This is a genomic window from Streptomyces sp. (assembly GCF_019510245.1).
GTDB lineage: Bacteria > Actinomycetota > Actinomycetes > Streptomycetales > Streptomycetaceae > Streptomyces.
This window is the reverse complement of record NZ_JAEKKT010000076.1, coordinates 1-15565: the sequence shown is the minus strand read 5'-3', so window position 1 is coordinate 15565 and position 15565 is coordinate 1. Positions and strand designations below refer to the sequence as shown.

General features: G+C 71.3%; 16 protein-coding genes. 11 read left to right on the top strand and 5 right to left on the bottom strand.

The annotated features are described in order from the left end of the window. Positions 1-20 precede the first annotated feature (20 nt). Entirely contained in the window at positions 21-629 is a 609-nt protein-coding gene (locus JF597_RS04580; RefSeq protein ID WP_293989205.1) for a TetR/AcrR family transcriptional regulator, read from the bottom strand. Between the two features lie 415 nt (positions 630-1044). Here JF597_RS04580 and JF597_RS04575 point away from each other — a divergent pair, with 415 nt between their 5' ends. From JF597_RS04575 to JF597_RS04530, 10 genes are all read left to right on the top strand, one after another. After that, entirely contained in the window at positions 1045-2649 is a 1605-nt protein-coding gene (locus JF597_RS04575; protein ID WP_293989202.1) for an ABC transporter substrate-binding protein, read from the top strand. 4 nt (positions 2650-2653) lie between these two features. Further along, complete coding sequence (locus JF597_RS04570) at positions 2654-3613, top strand: ABC transporter permease (protein ID WP_293989198.1); 960 nt, start codon at positions 2654-2656, stop codon at positions 3611-3613. Next, positions 3610-5652: a dipeptide/oligopeptide/nickel ABC transporter permease/ATP-binding protein gene (locus tag JF597_RS04565; RefSeq protein WP_293989195.1), complete on the top strand. Its 2043-nt coding sequence runs from the start codon at positions 3610-3612 to the stop codon at positions 5650-5652. Before JF597_RS04570 ends, JF597_RS04565 begins: the two co-directional genes overlap by 4 nt. Then, a complete protein-coding gene (locus JF597_RS04560; protein ID WP_293989193.1) occupies positions 5649-6656 on the top strand; it encodes an ABC transporter ATP-binding protein in 1008 nt (335 codons plus the stop codon). Before JF597_RS04565 ends, JF597_RS04560 begins: the two co-directional genes overlap by 4 nt. Beyond that, positions 6656-7582, top strand: a complete 927-nt coding sequence (locus JF597_RS04555; protein ID WP_293989190.1) for a dihydrodipicolinate synthase family protein — start codon at positions 6656-6658, stop codon at positions 7580-7582. The genes JF597_RS04560 and JF597_RS04555 overlap by 1 nt, the downstream gene beginning before the upstream one ends. A gap of 122 nt (positions 7583-7704) precedes the next feature. After that, positions 7705-7920 carry a hypothetical protein gene (locus JF597_RS04550; RefSeq protein WP_293989186.1) on the top strand — a complete coding sequence of 72 codons (216 nt, stop codon included), beginning with the start codon at positions 7705-7707 and terminating at the stop codon, positions 7918-7920. A gap of 49 nt (positions 7921-7969) precedes the next feature. Next, positions 7970-8719 (top strand): DNA repair protein RecO, encoded by a 750-nt coding sequence (gene recO, locus JF597_RS04545; protein WP_293989183.1) that lies wholly within the window; start codon positions 7970-7972, stop codon positions 8717-8719. A gap of 30 nt (positions 8720-8749) precedes the next feature. Further along, positions 8750-9601, top strand: a complete 852-nt coding sequence (locus tag JF597_RS04540; protein ID WP_293989180.1) for an isoprenyl transferase — start codon at positions 8750-8752, stop codon at positions 9599-9601. Between the two features lie 86 nt (positions 9602-9687). Then, entirely contained in the window at positions 9688-11040 is a 1353-nt protein-coding gene (locus JF597_RS04535; protein ID WP_293989177.1) for a histidine-type phosphatase, read from the top strand. Positions 11041-11063: 23 nt separating this feature from the next. Then, a complete protein-coding gene (locus JF597_RS04530; RefSeq protein WP_293989174.1) occupies positions 11064-11606 on the top strand; it encodes a YcxB family protein in 543 nt (180 codons plus the stop codon). 1 nt (position 11607) lies between these two features. On the opposite strand, the gene JF597_RS04525 is transcribed toward JF597_RS04530, so the two are convergent. The 4 genes from JF597_RS04525 to JF597_RS04510 form a co-directional block, all read right to left on the bottom strand. Beyond that, positions 11608-12030, bottom strand: coding sequence for a transcriptional repressor (locus JF597_RS04525; protein ID WP_293989172.1), 423 nt, complete (start codon positions 12028-12030; stop codon positions 11608-11610). Between the two features lie 61 nt (positions 12031-12091). After that, on the bottom strand, positions 12092-12994 hold the full coding sequence (locus tag JF597_RS04520) for a metal ABC transporter permease (protein WP_293989169.1): 903 nt from the start codon (positions 12992-12994) through the stop codon (positions 12092-12094). Further along, a complete protein-coding gene (locus tag JF597_RS04515) occupies positions 12994-13758 on the bottom strand; it encodes a metal ABC transporter ATP-binding protein (protein ID WP_293989166.1) in 765 nt (254 codons plus the stop codon). The genes JF597_RS04520 and JF597_RS04515 overlap by 1 nt, the downstream gene beginning before the upstream one ends. A 26-nt stretch (positions 13759-13784) precedes the next feature. After that, complete coding sequence (locus tag JF597_RS04510) at positions 13785-14741, bottom strand: metal ABC transporter substrate-binding protein (RefSeq protein ID WP_293989163.1); 957 nt, start codon at positions 14739-14741, stop codon at positions 13785-13787. A gap of 163 nt (positions 14742-14904) precedes the next feature. On the opposite strand from JF597_RS04510, the gene JF597_RS04505 reads away from it, so the two are divergent. Beyond that, positions 14905-15565 (top strand): glycine--tRNA ligase (locus JF597_RS04505; RefSeq protein ID WP_293989160.1); only part of this gene is annotated, 661 nt, incomplete at its 3' end.

Here is a 15565-nt window from a genome sequence, read left to right as displayed (position 1 = left end):
GATGTCCGGTAGCCGGCGGCTCAGCCGGTGCCGACCCCGTGCAGCAGGTTGGCGACCAGCCGGTCCGCGAACTCCTCGGTGAGGGGCTCGTCGGGCAGCAGCAGGCGGTGGTAGCAGGCTCCCCAGAGCTGGTCGACCAGGATCTGGGGGTCGGCGTCGGCGCGCAGCTGGCCGCGGTCCTGGGCGCGCCGCATCGCCGTCACGGCCAGTTCGCGGCGGGGGCCGGAGTAGCGCTGGAGGAAGGCGGCGGACAGGTCGGGGTCGGTCTGCGCCTGGCCGATGAGCCCGCAGATGACCCGCCCGGCCGGTGTCCCGGTGAGCAGCCGGACGAACGCGCGCAGCTGGGCCGTCAGGTCGGCCCCGATGTCGCCGGTGTCGGGGAAGGCGAGGGCGGACTCGACGGCGTGGAAGTAGCCGTCGAGTGCGAGCGTGCCGCGCGAGGGCCACCACTTGTGCAGGGTCGTCTTGCTGACCCCGGCCTCCTGGGCGACCCGTTCGAAGGTGAAGGCCACCATGCCGTCGCGCAGGAGCAGGGCCCCCGCGGCGGCGAGCACGTCGGCCCGCACCTCGTCCGCGGGCCGCCGCCCGCGTCCCCGCCGCACCGGCGTCCCTTCCGTCCGCTGCTCCACGTGCTGCCTCCCGACCGCGCTCCTGGTCATGTCCGCCGACCACTCACTGTGACATATGGACGCCGCGTCCACCATCCGGCTCCCGCGCCACCGTCTGCCGACCGCGGCGCCGTGGTGGCTGGTCGCGCAGTTCCCCGCGCCCCCTCGGGGGCGTTGCACGCCGTGTCGTCTGCCGACCGCGGCGGCGTTGTGGCTGGTCGCGCAGTTCCCCGCGCCCCTGCGGGGGCGCTGCGTGCGGTGTCGCGTCGTGCAGTTCCTCACGCCCCTGCGGGGGCGTTGCGGCGGCGTCATTGGTCCCACCTCTGGTGGTTTACGCCATTCGCGCGCCTTGTCTTGACCGGCCCTGAACCCCCTCTTATCGTCGCGCTGAAACACCGTACGTCCGACGTCTCCTTTCCCCCACGCTGGAGGCACCGTGCGCGACGAGGCGATCCACGGCCGCAGGACGTTCCTGGCGCACACCGGCGCGCTCGGCGCGGCGGCCGCTCTGTCCTCGCTCACGGCGTGCGGTCCCAGGTCCACGATCGAGTTCGGCGGCAGCGGGTCCGACCGCACCCTCACCGCGGTGATCGGCTACGGCAACGACGGCAGCTGGGACCCCACCCAGACCGCGTCCGCGTTCGCGATGGCCGCCAACAACCACATCTACGAGGGACTGGCCGACACCGACCCGATCACCCGTGCCCCCTACCCGGCGCTGGCGACCCGGCTGCCCGCCGACGCGAACGCCACCACCTGGCGGTTCACCCTGCGCCGGGGCGCCACCTTTCACGACGGGAAACCGGTCACCGCCGACGACGTGGTCTTCGTCTTCGACCGGATCCTCGACCCGGGCACCCAGACCCTCGCCCAGGGCTTCTTCGCGAGCTGGCTCAAGGAGGCCCGGAAGATCGACAGCCGGACCGTCGACCTGGTGCTGAGGTTCCCCTTCCCGGACGGCGTCGCCCGCCTCACCCTCGCCAAGATCATGCCGGCGCACGTGTTCTCCCGGCCCGGCGCCTGGGACGAGGCGATCAAGGGACTGGCGGTCGGCTCCGGGCCGTACCGGCAGACCGGGCACCACCCGAAGTCCAACACCACCTTCGCCGCGTACGACCGCTACAACGGCCCCCGCAGGCCCGCCTTCCGGAAGATGAACTGGCTGACGATCGTCGACGCCGCCTCCCGCGTGGCCCGCATCTCCGGGACCGACGCCGGCGCCCAGATCTCCGACAACATCCCCTACGCCAACATCCCCCGCCTCGAACAGGGCGGCCTGTCGGTCGGCGGCGGCGCCGGGATGAACAACGCGTTCCTGATGTTCAACACGCGGCACCGGCCCTTCGACGACGTCCGGGTCCGCCAGGCCCTGCACTACGCCATCGACAAGGCGAAGATCGTCGAGGTCGCCCTCAAAGGCCATGGAAAACCGGCGAGTTCGTTCCTGAACGAGACCAACCCCGCCTACCGCCGGGCGAAGACGGTCTACGACCACGACCCCGACAGGGCGAAGGCGCTCCTCAGGGCCGCCGGAGTCAGCGGCCTGCGCGTGGACATCCTCGCGGCCAACGTGAGCTGGCTCGTCGACTGCCTGCCCACCATCAAGTCGTCCTGGGACGCGATCGGCGTCGCCACGACCCTATCCCCGCAGGAGACCACGGCCGTGTTCACCAAGATGGACCAGAAACAGGACTACCAGGTCGTCGCCGCCGTCTCGAACCCCAACCAGTTCGGCCTCGACGCCGACCTGATCATGCACTACAACTACGGCCCCCGGAACCTGTGGATGGGCTACGCCCGCTGGGCCGACAACGCTGTCGCGAAGCAGCTCTTCAAGGACATGGACGCCGCCACCCGCGAACCGGACCCGGACAAGAAGAAGACGATGATCCAGGAGTACCTCGACGTCGTCGCCGAACAGGCCGTCCTCTACCCGGTGGTCCACAACGAGCTGATCACCGCCTGGGACCCGCGCAGGCTCACCGGCATAAGGGCCCAGCCCTACCCGGGCATCAACGTCCTCACCGCCAAGTGGGCCTGACCGCATGACCGCCGTCCTGCGCATCCTGCTGCGCCGCACCGCCCTGCTGGTGCCCCTGCTGCTCGGCATCGCCCTCTTCGTGTTCCTGGTGATGCGGTTCTCCGACGTCGACCCGGCGTCCGCGTTCTTCCAGGGCGCCAATCCCACCCCGCAGCAGCTCCACGACTTCCGCGAACGCAACGGCCTCCTCGACCCGCTGCCCCTGCGCTACGTCCACTTCGTCGGCGGCCTGCTCCACGGCGACCTCGGCACCAGCGCCCTCACCCGCACCCCGGTCCTCGACCAGGTCCTCACCGCCCTGCCGCTCACCCTCCAGCTCACCTTCCTCGGCCTCGGCATCGCCGTCGTCCTGGCCTTCGCCGCAGGCGTCACCGCGGCCATCCACCGCGACCGCTGGCCCGACCAGACCATCCGCGTGCTCTCCCTGGTCGGCGTCGCCGCCCCCGCCTTCTGGCTGGCGCTGCTGATGATCCAGTACCTCGCCGTCGACCGCGGCTGGTTCCCGTCCGGCGGCTACATCACCCCCGAGGACTCCGTCACCGGCTGGCTGAGGACCATGGCCCTGCCCGCCCTCGCGCTCTCCCTCCCGGTGGCGGCCCAGCTCACCCGGATCGTCCGCACCTCTGTGGTCGAGGAACTCGACAAGGACTACGTCCGCACCGCGATCGGCAGCGGCCTGCCGCCCCACGTCGTGGTCGGCCGCAACGTCCTGCGCAACGCCCTGGTCAACCCCCTGACCGTGCTGGGTCTGCGGGTCGGCTACCTGCTCGGCGGCGCCGTCGTCATCGAGACCGTCTTCGCCCTGCCCGGCATGGGCAAGCTGATGATCGACGCCGTCCAGAACGGCGACCCCGCCGTGGTCCAGGGCGTCGTCCTCACCACCGCGACCGGCTTCGTCGTCGTCAACCTCGTCATCGACATCCTCTACCTCCTGGTCAACCCGCGCCTGAGGGAGGCCACATGACGACGTTCACCCGCGCGGCCCTCACCACCGCCCTCGCCCGCCCCGGCGTACGACTGCGCAGGTTGTCACCGCCGGCGAAGGCGGCCCTCGCCTTCCTGACCGTGATCGTCCTGGTGGCGGTGTTCGCCCTCCTCCTGGCCCCCGGCGACCCGCTCGCACAGCAGGCCCCCGTCGACGGCACCGGCCACCCCTCGGCCGGCCACTGGATGGGCCAGGACAGCCTCGGCCGGGACATCCTCAGCCGGCTGATGTACGGCGCCCGCTGGTCTCTCGCCATCGGCCTCGGCGCGACCGGCCTCGCCCTGGTCGCCGGCGCCCTGCTCGGGGCCCTCGCGGCCACCTCCCGCAAGGCCGTCGACGAGACACTGATGCGCTGCCTGGACGTGGTGATGGCGTTCCCCGGCATCGCCCTCGCCGCCGTCCTGGTGGCCGTCTTCGGCGGCGGCATCACGGTCCTGATCTGCGCGATCGCCTTCCTCTTCACCCCGCCGGTGGCCCGGGTCGTCCGCGCGAACGTCCTCGACCAGTACGGCGAGGACTACGTCACCGCGGAACGCGTGATCGGCGCCCGCACCCCGCACATCGTCGTCCGCCACGTGGCGGTCAACTGCCTCGCCCCCGTCCTCGTCTTCTGCACCGTCCAGGTCGCCGAGGCCATCGTCTTCGAGGCGTCCCTGTCCTTCATCGGCGCGGGCGTACGGCCCCCCGACCCGTCCTGGGGCAGCGTCATCGCCGACGGCAAGAACATGGTCCTGACCGGCGGCTGGTGGGCCACTCTCTTCCCCGGCCTGCTGATCCTGTGCACGGTCCTCGCCCTGAACATCCTCTCCGAGGGAGTGTCGGACGCGTGGGCGTCACCGGCGGGGAGGGAGACGGAGCCGGCGGAGCCTGTGGAGGTACTTGAGCCGGGTGAGGCCCCGGAGCTGCCGTCCTTGACCGAGGCGGCCGACCGGCTACGACGGCGTGCCCGTCCGCTGCCCTCCCGGGAGGGCCCACCGGTCCTGTCCGTGGAGAACCTCGCCATCGCCTTCCCGGACCGCCACCGGGGCGTGAACATCGTGAACGGCATCAGCTTCGAGATTCACGCGGGCGAAGTCCTCGGCCTGGTGGGGGAATCGGGCTGCGGCAAGTCCCTGACAGCTCTGACCATCATGGGCCTGCAACCGAAGACGGCCAGGGTGACGGGCCGGATCCTTTTCAACACCGCCGCTTGGAGCGCCCCGCCAGGGGCGCGGGGCAGTGCCGAATGTGCGGCTACCGCCGCGCGGGCGCGACCGGCCACAACGCACCCGCAGCCGCCCGTGGACCTCACCACCCCCCACCGTCGCCTCCTCGGCCACGAGATCGCGATGGTCTACCAGGACGCCCTGTCCTCCCTGAACCCTTCCATGACGGTCAACGCCCAGCTCAAGCAGCTGACAAGGCGCGGCGGCCACCGCACCCCCGCCGACCTCCTCACCCTCGTCGGCCTCGACCCCGGCGGCACCCTCCGCAGATACCCCCACGAACTCTCCGGCGGCCAGCGCCAACGCGTCCTCATCGCGATGGCCCTCTCCCGCGACCCCCGCCTGATCATCGCCGACGAACCCACCACCGCCCTCGACGTCACCGTCCAGGCCCAGGTGATGGAACTCCTCCTCCGCCTCCGCGAGGAACTCGGCTTCGCGCTGATCCTCGTCTCCCACGACCTCGCCCTGGTCGCCGACGTCACCGACCGGGTGGTGGTGATGTACGGCGGCCAGATCGCCGAGACCGGCGTCACCGCCGAACTGGTCGGCGCCCCCACCCACCACTACACGCGCGGCCTGCTCGGCAGCGTGCTGTCGCTGGAGGCCGGGGCCGAGCGGCTCACCCAGATCAGGGGCGTGGTGCCGTCCCCCGCCGACTTCCCCGCGGGATGCCGCTTCAGCGACCGCTGCCCGGCCGCGAGCGAGGTCTGCCGTACGACACCACCCGGCCTCGTCGGCACCCCCGCGCACACCGCGGCCTGCCACCACCCGGCCGTCGACCTGGCGGCGAGCACGGAGGCGGTGACATGAGCGCGGTGCAGCTGACCGGCGTCCACGTGGTCCACCGGACCCGTGGCGGCGGCGTGTTCGGCCGGGACCGGGTGTACGCGCTGACCGGCGCCGACCTCACCGTGGCGCCCGGCGAGACGGTCGGCGTGGTCGGCGAGTCCGGGTGCGGGAAGTCGACGCTGGCGAAGGTGCTGGTCGGCATCGAACGGCCGACGGCCGGCACGGTCACCTTCCACGGCCGCGACCTGTGGGCGATGCCACCGGGCGAACGGCGGACGACCGTCGGCGCGAGCACCGGCATGGTCTTCCAGGACCCGTCGACGGCCCTCAACCGCCGCCTGCCGGTACGCCGCATCCTGCGCGACCCGCTGGACGTCCACGACCGCGGCACCAAGGCCGAACGGGAGGACAGGGTGCGGGAGCTGATGGGCCTCGTCGGCCTGCCCCGGGCCCTCGCCGAGGCCCTGCCCGGCCAGCTCTCCGGCGGCCAGCGCCAGCGCGTCGCGATCGCCCGTGCGCTCGCCCTGGACCCCGACCTGGTGGTGGCGGACGAACCGACCAGCGCGCTGGACGTCTCGGTCCGCGCCCAGATCCTCAACCTCCTGCTCGACCTGCGCGAACGCCTCGGTCTCGCCCTGGTCTTCGTCTCCCACGACATCCAGACCGTACGGCGGATGAGCGACCGGGTGATCACCATGTACCTGGGCCGGATCGTCGAGGACACCCCGGCCGCCGACGTCACGGGCCACGCGCGGCACCCGTACACCCGGGCCCTGTTCTCGGCCACCCCGGGCCTGCTGAACCCGATCGACCCCATCCCGCTCACGGGACCGGTGCCCTCGGCGACCCGGCCGCCGTCCGGGTGCCCGTTCCGCACCCGCTGCTGGCGGGCGGACGACGAGTGTGCCGTCCGCATGCCTGACTTCTCGGCCGCGCCACGGCCCGGTCACCGCTACCGCTGTCACCACCCGATGGATCCTGGAGAGGAGGACCAGCCGAGCCACAGCCTGCCCAGGGAGACCTGATGACGCTGCCCATCCAGCTGACCGGTGTCGTACCGCCCGTCTGCACGCCCCTGACACCGGACCGCGAGGTGGACGTTGCCTCCCTGCGCAGGCTCGTCGACCATCTGGCGGCGGCCGGGGTGGACGGCCTGTTCGTGCTGGGCTCGACGTCGGAGGCGGCGTACCTGACGGACCGGCAGCGCAGGCTGGTCACCGAGACGGTGGCCGGCCACGTGGCCGGCCGGCTCCCGGTGCTGGCCGGCGTCATCGACATGACCACCCCCAGGGTCCTGGACCACGTGGCGTCCGTCACCGCGGCCGGCGCGGACGCGGTCGTCGTCACCGCCCCCTTCTACACCCGCACCCACCCCGCCGAGATCGCCCGCCACTACCGCCTGGTCGCCGACCGGTCGCCGGTGCCGGTGATCGCGTACGACATCCCGGTCGCCGTCCACACCAAGCTCCCCGCCGGCCTGGTGCTGGAACTGGCCGCCGAGGGGGTGCTGGCCGGGCTGAAGGACTCCAGCGGCGACCTTGCGGGCTTCCGCGAGGTCGTCACGGGCAGCAGGGGCCTGCCCGGCTTCAGCGCGCTGACGGGATCCGAGCTGACCGTCGACTCGGCCCTCGCGCTGGGCGCCGACGGAGCGGTCCCGGGACTCGCCAACGTCGACCCGGACGGGTACGTCCGCCTGGACCGGCTCTGCCGGGCGGGCGACTGGGAGCGGGCGCGGGCCGAGCAGGAGCGGCTGTGCGGCCTCTTCCGGATGACCGGCGTCGGAGACCCGGCCCGGATGGGCGCCGGCTCGGCGGGGCTCGGGGCGTTCAAGGCGGCGCTGCACCTGCGCGGGGTGATCGACTGCCCCGTCACGGCCGAGCCCCAGGTGCCGCTGTCGCAGGAGGAGACCGAGTGCGTGGCGAAGTACCTCGCGGGTGCGGGACTGATGTAGGAGCCGCCCGGCCCTCTGCGCGTGGCGGGACAGACTCCGGCCGAGTCTAGGCACGCAGCGCCACACCGGTGATGCGAAGCGTGAAATTCCCAGGGGCGGGGGAGCCAGGTGAGGTGAACGCGATGAACCTCCCCATCGGCTCCTGCGCCGTCGACACCCGTACCGGACGGCTGGGCATCGTCATGGGCCACGAGGGCCCCTACGTGCAGTTGCGGCCGTACGGGGGAGGACGGGAGTGGGACGCGCACCCGGACGCCGTACGCGTCGCCACCCCGGCCGAACGGCTCAGCGCGGCCACCGCCCACGCCAACGCCCGCAGCCGTGGCGAGGTGTCCTGAAGACCGCCTTGCCGGACACCCCCTCGCGGCGGCAGGGCAGAATGGGCCCATGAGCCTGTTCCGCGACGACGGCATCGTGCTGCGCACCCAGAAGCTCGGTGAGGCGGACCGCATCATCACCCTGCTCACCCGGGGGCACGGCCGGGTGCGGGCGGTGGCTCGTGGCGTCCGGCGGACGAAGTCGAAGTTCGGGGCCCGGCTGGAGCCCTTCTCCCACGTCGACGTGCAGTTCTTCGCCCGCGGGAGCGAGCTGGTGGGGCGCGGGCTGCCGCTGTGCACGCAGAGCGAGACCATCGCGCCGTACGGCGGCGGGATCGTCACCGACTACGCGCGGTACACCGCCGGGACGGCCATGCTGGAGACGGCCGAGCGGTTCACCGACCACGAGGGCGAGCCGGCCGTGCAGCAGTACCTGCTGCTCGTGGGGGGCCTGCGGACCCTCGCCCGCGGGGAGCACGCCCCGCACCTCGTCCTCGACGCCTTCCTGCTGCGCTCCCTCGCCGTCAACGGCTACGCGCCCAGCTTCGAGGCCTGTGCCAGGTGCGGCATGCCCGGACCGAACCGCTTCTTCTCGGTCGCCTCCGGCGGCAGCGTCTGCGTCGACTGCCGGGTGGCCGGCAGCGTCGTGCCCTCGCCGCAGACCCTGGTTCTGCTCGGCGCCCTGCTTACGGGAGACTGGGAGACCGCGGACGCGGCCGAGGCCCGGCACGTCCGGGAGGGCAGTGGGCTGGTGTCCGCCTACCTGCACTGGCACCTGGAGCGCGGGCTGCGCTCGCTCAGGTACGTAGAGAAAAGCTAGCGGGAAAAGCCAGAGGGAGACGAGAAGCACATGGTCGTACGCGGGATCCTGGGGCGTCAGCGCCGCGAGTACGAGGCGCCGGAACCGCACCCGTCCGGCGCCCGCCCGCCGAAGCTCCCGGGCGAACTGGTCCCGAACCACGTGGCGATCGTCATGGACGGGAACGGCCGCTGGGCCAAGGAGCGCGGGCTGCCGCGCACCGAGGGCCACAAGGTCGGCGCCGAGCAGGTCCTCGACGTGCTCCAGGGCGCGATCGAGATGGGCGTGCGCAACATCTCCCTGTACGCCTTCTCCACCGAGAACTGGAAGCGCTCGCCCGACGAGGTCCGCTTCCTGATGAACTTCAACCGCGACTTCATCCGCAAGTCCCGCGACCAGCTCGACTCCCTCGGTGTCCGGGTGCGCTGGGCGGGCCGGATGCCCCGGCTGTGGAAGTCGGTCGCCAAGGAGCTCCAGGTCGCCCAGGAGCAGACCAAGGACAACGACCTGCTCACCCTGTACTTCTGCATGAACTACGGCGGCCGGGCCGAGATCACCGACGCGGTGCAGGCGATCGCCGAGGAGGTCAAGGCGGGCCGGCTCGACCCGTCGAAGGTCAGCGAGAAGACCATCCAGAAGCACATGTACTACGCCGACATGCCGGACGTGGACATGTTCCTGCGGCCCAGCGGCGAACAGCGCACCTCCAACTACCTGATCTGGCAGAGCGCTTACGCCGAGATGGTCTTCCAGGACGTGCTGTGGCCCGACTTCGACCGCCGCGACCTGTGGCGGGCGTGCGTCGAGTTCGCCTCCCGCGACCGGCGGTTCGGCGGGGCCATCCCCAACGAGGAGCTGCTGGCCATGGAGGGCCGCACGGAGGAGAACCCGTCGGGCAACTGACGGCCACGCGCCGTTCATGAGGGCCGTCGAGGATACGGAAGATCCACCCAGGCCACCCCCCGTCTCCCGCCCCCGGAACGGTCCTCATGAAGCGCGTCGTCCCCGTCCTCTCGCTCGGCGCCCTGCTCCTGGCCGCGCTTCCCGCGCACGCCACGGACACCGGGCTCACCCATCGCGAGAGCTACGGCACCAAGGCCGTCTACACCCCCGGCCAGAACCCGCGCACCTACCAGCAGCCGCCGGCCGGTTACACCGCCGTCTTCACCGAGAACGTCTCCCGGCACGGCTCCCGCTCCGCCACCGACGGCGAGGACGGCGACACGATCCTCGCGCTCTGGAACCAGGCGAAGGCCGACGGCCAGCTCACCGCGCGCGGCAGGAAGTTCGGCCCGGACGTGCAGGCGCTCGAAGCCGCCATGAGCGCGATCGGGTACGGCAACCTCAGCGGCCGCGGCAAGGACGAACTCCGCGCCACCGCGGTCCGCCTGGAGAAGCGCCTGCCGTCCCTCTTCACCTCGATCGCCGAGAACGGCGAGAAGATCGACGTCGTCAGCTCCGGCCAGGGCCGCGCGGTCGACAGCGGTACGGTCTTCTCCACCGCCCTCACCGACGCCGACCCGGCGCTGAAGTCCTCCCTCGGCACCGCCCGCGTCGACAAGAACCTCCTCTACTTCCACAAGTCCTCCGGCGGCGCCGACTACCAGAAGTGGCTGGCGAGCGACGAGCGTCTCGCCTCGACCCTGAAGTCGATCACCGACCAGCCGGCCTCGCACCAGGCGGCGGCCCGGGTCCTCGGCAGGATCTTCAAGCCGGCGTTCGTGCAGCGCATCGCCGACGGCGAGTTCGCCGCAACCGCCGACGCCATCACCGCCGCCACCGCCGTCTACAACCTCTACGCCATCGCGCCCGCCATGAGCGAGGAGAGCCCGGACGGCAAGGGCTGGGACTTCGACCGCTACATCGCCCCGCGCGACGCGGCCTGGTTCGGCTACCTCAGCGACGCCGAGGACTTCTATGAGAAGGGTCCGAGCTTCTCGGACAGCGACATCACCTACAAGATGGCCCAGCCCCTCCTCGACGACCTCTTCAAGCAGGTCGAGGCCAAGCGGGACGCCACCAGCACGCTGGGCGCCGAACTCCGCTTCACCCACGCCGAGGAGATCATCCCGCTGGCCGCGCTGATGCGGCTGCCCGGCAGCGAGAAGGCCGCCACCGCGGGCGTCGACTTCACCTACGCCGACAACCCGTGGCGCGGCGCCGAGGCCGCCTCCCTGGCCTCCAACATCCAGTGGGACGTCTTCCGCAAGGGCGACGACTACCTGGTGCGGATGCTCTACAACGAGAAGGAGATCGCCTTCAAGGCGGACTGCAGGCCGATCTCGAAGCACAGCACGTTCTACGACCTGAACGAGCTGGAGAAGTGCTTCGACCGGAGCTGATCTGCGCCGGTACGATCCGCCCCATGGTCATGGACATGGGGCGGGATGCCGCCGCACAGGGCGTGGTGGAGCTGGTCTACCAGCCGGCGACGGAGGACTTCACGGGGGCGCTGCGGGAACGCGAGCGGCTGCGGCGGCGGTGGGTGCGGCCGCGGCGCTGGGCCTTCGTGGTCGTGGCGCTCGCCTTTGTGCTGAACGCCTCACTCTCCCTGGCGGGGCGCGACAAGCCCAACTGGTTCCTGCTGGTCTTGATGCCCTTGGCCGCGATCCTGGTGTTCTTCACACCCCGGCTCCAGGCCCGCGCGTTCCAGAAGCTCGGCGCCCGCAACGGCACGTTCCGCGCGACCGTGACGGACGCCGGGCTGACGCTGGTCACCGACAACAGCACGACGTCGCTCAACTGGTCGGCGCAGCCCCGCTACCGGGAGACCAAGGACGCCTTCTTCACCTACAGCGACGACAAGAACGTCTCCTGCTTCACCGTGCTGCCCAAGCGCGGCCTCCAGGACCCCGCCGACGCCGACCGGCTGCGCGCGATCCTCGACCGGCACCTCGCGCGCGTGTAGCTCAGCAGCTCGCCGTGGCCCCGGCGCAGTCCGCGCACGTCCCGAAGATCTCGACGGTGTGGGCGACGTTGACGTACCCGTGCTCGGCGGCGATGGCCTCGGCCCACTTCTCCACCGCCGGCCCCTCGACCTCGACCGCCTTGCCGCACACGCGGCAGACCAGGTGGTGGTGGTGTTCCCCCGTGGAGCAGCGCCGGTACACCGACTCGCCGTCGGACGTGCGCAGGACGTCGACCTCGCCGGCGTCGGCGAGGTTCTGGAGCGTGCGGTAGACCGTGGTGAGGCCGACCGAGTCGCCCTTGTGCTTGAGCATGTCGTGGAGTTCCTGCGCGCTGCGGAACTCCTCGACCTCGTCCAGGCACGCCGCCACGGCTGCCCGCTGACGGGTCGAGCGGCCCTTCACGGGCGGTCCAGCGGTCGTCACCGGTTGCCTCCTCACATCACTGCTTCTGCCGGGCCATTGTGCCAGCCCGGGCCGAGGGCGGTCAGACGCCGACCTCGTCCGCGGCCCCCCTGGTGGCCGGAATCGCGCACTCCGCCGGGTCGCCGGCGGGCCGTCGCGCGGCGGCCGCGCGGGCGCGTCGCCTGGCCAGCGGCGCGGCCAGCACGCTCAGCACGATGAAGGCGGCGATGGTCAGCAGGACGATCGTCGCGCCCGGCGGGACGTACTGGTAGTACGACGTGATCGTGCCCCCGATCGTCACCGTCACACCGATCACGACGGCGATCGCGAACGTGGCGGCGAAGCTGCGGCTGAGCTGCTGGGCCGCGGCCACCGGGACGACCATGAGCGCGGAGACCAGCAGCAGGCCCACCACGCGCATGGCGACCGTCACGGTCACCGCCGCCGTGATCGCCGTCAGCAGGTTGAGCGCCCGCACCGGCAGGCCGGTCACCCGCGCGAACTCCTCGTCCTGGCTCACCGCGAACAACTGCCGGCGCAGGCCGAGGGTGACCAGGAGGACGAAGGCGGCCAGCAGGCAGATCGCGGTGACGTCCGACTCGGACACCGTCGACAGCGAGCCGAAGAGGTACGACATCAGGTTGGCGTTGGAGCCGCCCGGCGCCAGGTTGATCAGCATCACGCCGCCGGCCATGCCGCCGTAGAAGAGCATCGCGAGGGCGATGTCGCCGCGGGTGCGGCCGTACCAGCGGATCAGCTCCATCAGGATCGCGCCGAGCACGGACACGGCCGTGGCCATCCAGACGGGGGAGGTGGAGAGCAGGAAGCCGAGGCCGACGCCGGTCATCGCGACGTGGCCGATGCCGTCGCCCATCAGGGCCTGGCGGCGCTGGACCAGGTAGATGCCGACGGCGGGGGCGGTGATGCCGACCAGGACGGCGGCGAGCAGGGCCCGCTGCATGAAGGCGTAGTTCAGGAAGTCCATCAGCTCAGCAGTCCTGTGCGCAGGGGCGTGTGCTCGTCGTGGGGGTGGACGTGGTCGTGGCCGGGCAGCGCGTGCTGGCCGACGGCGCGCGGGGGCGGCCCGTCGTGCAGGACGCAGCCGTCGCGGAGGACCACGGCGCGGTCGATCAGGGGCTCCAGCGGGCCCAGTTCGTGCAGGACGAGCAGGACCGTGGTGCCCTGCTCGACCTGCTCGCGCAGGGTGCGCGCGAGGATCTCCTGGCTGGCCAGGTCGACGCCGGCCATCGGCTCGTCCATGATCAGCAGTTCGGGGCGGGCGACCAGCGCGCGGGCGATCAGCACCCGCTGGTGCTGGCCGCCGGAGAGCGCCTCCACGTTGTCCTTGGCCCGGTCCGCCATGCCGACCAGGCCGAGGGCGTGCCGTACGGCCTCGTGGTCGGCCTTGCGGAAGAGGCCGAAGCGGGCGCGGGAGAGGCGGCCCGCCGAGACGACCTCGGTGACGGTGGCCGGGACGCCGCCCGCCGCGGTGGTGCGCTGCGGGACGTAGCCGACCCTCGACCAGTCCCGGAAGGTGCGCCGGGGGGTGCCGAACAGCTCTATCTCGCCGCCGCTCGCCGGCACCTGGCCGATGATCGTGCGGATCGCGGTCGACTTGCCGGAGCCGTTCGCGCCGAGCAGCGCGACGACCTCACCGCGGTGCACGGTGAGGTCGATGCCGCGCAGGACGGGGCGCGAGCCGAGCTCGGCGGTCACCCCGCGCAGGGATATGACGGGCTCGCCGCTCATCTCGTCGTCTCCTGTCGGGTGGTGTGTCACTCGGCGCCCAGTGCCTGCTGGAGTGCCTTGAGGTTGGCTTCCTGGACCGCGAAGTAGTCCCTGCCGCGGGACTTGCCGGTGATGCCCTCGATCGGGTCGAGGACGTCCGTCTTCAGTCCGGCGTCGGAGGCGATGGTCTTCGCGGTCTTGTCGCTGACGAGCGTCTCGTAGAACACGGTGGTGACGCCGTCGGCCCTGGCCATGGTCTCCAGGTCCCTGACCCGGGCCGCGCTCGGCTCCGACTCCGGGTCGAGGCCGTTGACGGCCTCCTCGGTCAGGCCGTAGCGCTCGGCGAGATAGCCGAAGGCCGCGTGGGTGGTGATGAAGACCTTGGACTTCGTGTGCGCGAGGCCGGTCCTGAACTGCGTGTCCAGGTCGTCCAGCTGCTTGACCAGGGCCGCGGTGTTCTTCCGGTAGTCGGCCGCGTGGTCCGGGTCGGCCTTCTCGAAGGCCTTGCCGACCCCCTCGGCGACCTGGGCGTAGCGCACCGGGTCGAGCCAGATGTGCGGGTCGAGGCCGGACAGCTCCTCGTTCTTCGAGGCGTCGTGCGAGGCCGCGTGGCCGCCGACCTCGTTGCCGTGCCGCTCCAGCGTGGTCAGGGAGGCCGCGTCGATCTTCGTCCCGACCGACGACTGGGCGACCGCGGCGTCGACGGAGGGCTGGAGGTTCTTCAGGTAGAGGACCGCGTCGGACTTCTCGATCCCGATGATCTGCTTCGGGCTGATCTCCAGGTCGTGCGGCTCCTGGCCGGGCGAGGTGAGACTGGTGACGTGGACGTGGCTGCCGCCGATCCGGTCGGCGAGGAAGGCCATCGGGTAGAACGACGCCACGACGTCGAACTTCCCGGTCTGGGCCGCCGTGGCGGCGCCGCCGCAGGCGGTGAGGGCCGCCATGCCGAGTGCGGTGACGGTGGTCGCGGCGGCCGCGGATATGAGGCGGCGTCGTACGTTCATGAGAGTCATTTTCAACAAACATGGAAACCGTTGTCAACAAGCCTGGGTGAGGGGTCGGTAAGCGGAACCGATTTGGTTGAGGGGGAGGCCCCGCCGGTACCCTGAAGCATTCGCTCTGAAGCGTCTTTGCTTCGTCGCCCGTCGTCGTAATGAAGAGAGCACCGTGGCCGCCGACAAGATCGACACCATCGTCAGCCTGAGCAAGCGCCGTGGCTTCGTATTCCCGTGCAGCGAGATCTACGGTGGCCAGCGTGCCGCCTGGGACTACGGCCCGCTGGGTGTCGAGCTCAAGGAGAACCTGAAGCGCCAGTGGTGGCGCTACATGGTGACGTCGCGCGAGGACGTCGTCGGTCTCGACTCGTCCGTCATCCTGGCCCCCGAGGTCTGGGTGGCCTCCGGTCACGTCGCCACCTTCACGGATCCGCTGACCGAGTGCACCGCCTGCCACAAGCGGTTCCGGGCGGACCACCTGGAGGAGGCCTACGAGGCCAAGCACAACCGCCTCCCGGAGAACGGCCTGGTGGACGTGAACTGCCCGAACTGCGGCAACAAGGGCCAGTTCACGGAGCCCAAGCAGTTCTCGGGTCTGCTCTCCACCCACCTCGGCCCGACCCAGGACAGCGGCTCCGTCGCCTACCTGCGCCCCGAGACCGCGCAGGGCATCTTCACCAACTTCGCCCAGGTGCAGGTCGCTTCGCGCAAGAAGCCGCCGTTCGGCATCGCGCAGATGGGCAAGTCCTTCCGCAACGAGATCACGCCCGGCAACTTCATCTTCCGCACCCGCGAGTTCGAGCAGATGGAGATGGAGTTCTTCGTCAAGCCGG

Bases quoted from the DNA above. Each gene is read 5' to 3' on its own strand.
- JF597_RS04570 (WP_293989198.1), top strand. From the start codon at position 2,654: ATGACCGCCGTCCTGCGCATCCTGCTGCGCCGCACCGCCCTGCTGGTG.
- JF597_RS04565 (WP_293989195.1), top strand. From the start codon at position 3,610: ATGACGACGTTCACCCGCGCGGCCCTCACCACCGCCCTCGCCCGCCCC.
- JF597_RS04560 (WP_293989193.1), top strand. From the start codon at position 5,649: ATGAGCGCGGTGCAGCTGACCGGCGTCCACGTGGTCCACCGGACCCGT.
- JF597_RS04555 (WP_293989190.1), top strand. From the start codon at position 6,656: ATGACGCTGCCCATCCAGCTGACCGGTGTCGTACCGCCCGTCTGCACG.
- JF597_RS04550 (WP_293989186.1), top strand. From the start codon at position 7,705: ATGAACCTCCCCATCGGCTCCTGCGCCGTCGACACCCGTACCGGACGG.
- recO (WP_293989183.1), top strand. From the start codon at position 7,970: ATGAGCCTGTTCCGCGACGACGGCATCGTGCTGCGCACCCAGAAGCTC.
- JF597_RS04540 (WP_293989180.1), top strand. From the start codon at position 8,750: ATGGTCGTACGCGGGATCCTGGGGCGTCAGCGCCGCGAGTACGAGGCG.
- JF597_RS04535 (WP_293989177.1), top strand. From the start codon at position 9,688: ATGAAGCGCGTCGTCCCCGTCCTCTCGCTCGGCGCCCTGCTCCTGGCC.
- JF597_RS04530 (WP_293989174.1), top strand. From the start codon at position 11,064: ATGGTCATGGACATGGGGCGGGATGCCGCCGCACAGGGCGTGGTGGAG.
- JF597_RS04520 (WP_293989169.1), bottom strand. From the start codon at position 12,994: ATGGACTTCCTGAACTACGCCTTCATGCAGCGGGCCCTGCTCGCCGCC.
- JF597_RS04515 (WP_293989166.1), bottom strand. From the start codon at position 13,758: ATGAGCGGCGAGCCCGTCATATCCCTGCGCGGGGTGACCGCCGAGCTC.
- JF597_RS04510 (WP_293989163.1), bottom strand. From the start codon at position 14,741: ATGAACGTACGACGCCGCCTCATATCCGCGGCCGCCGCGACCACCGTC.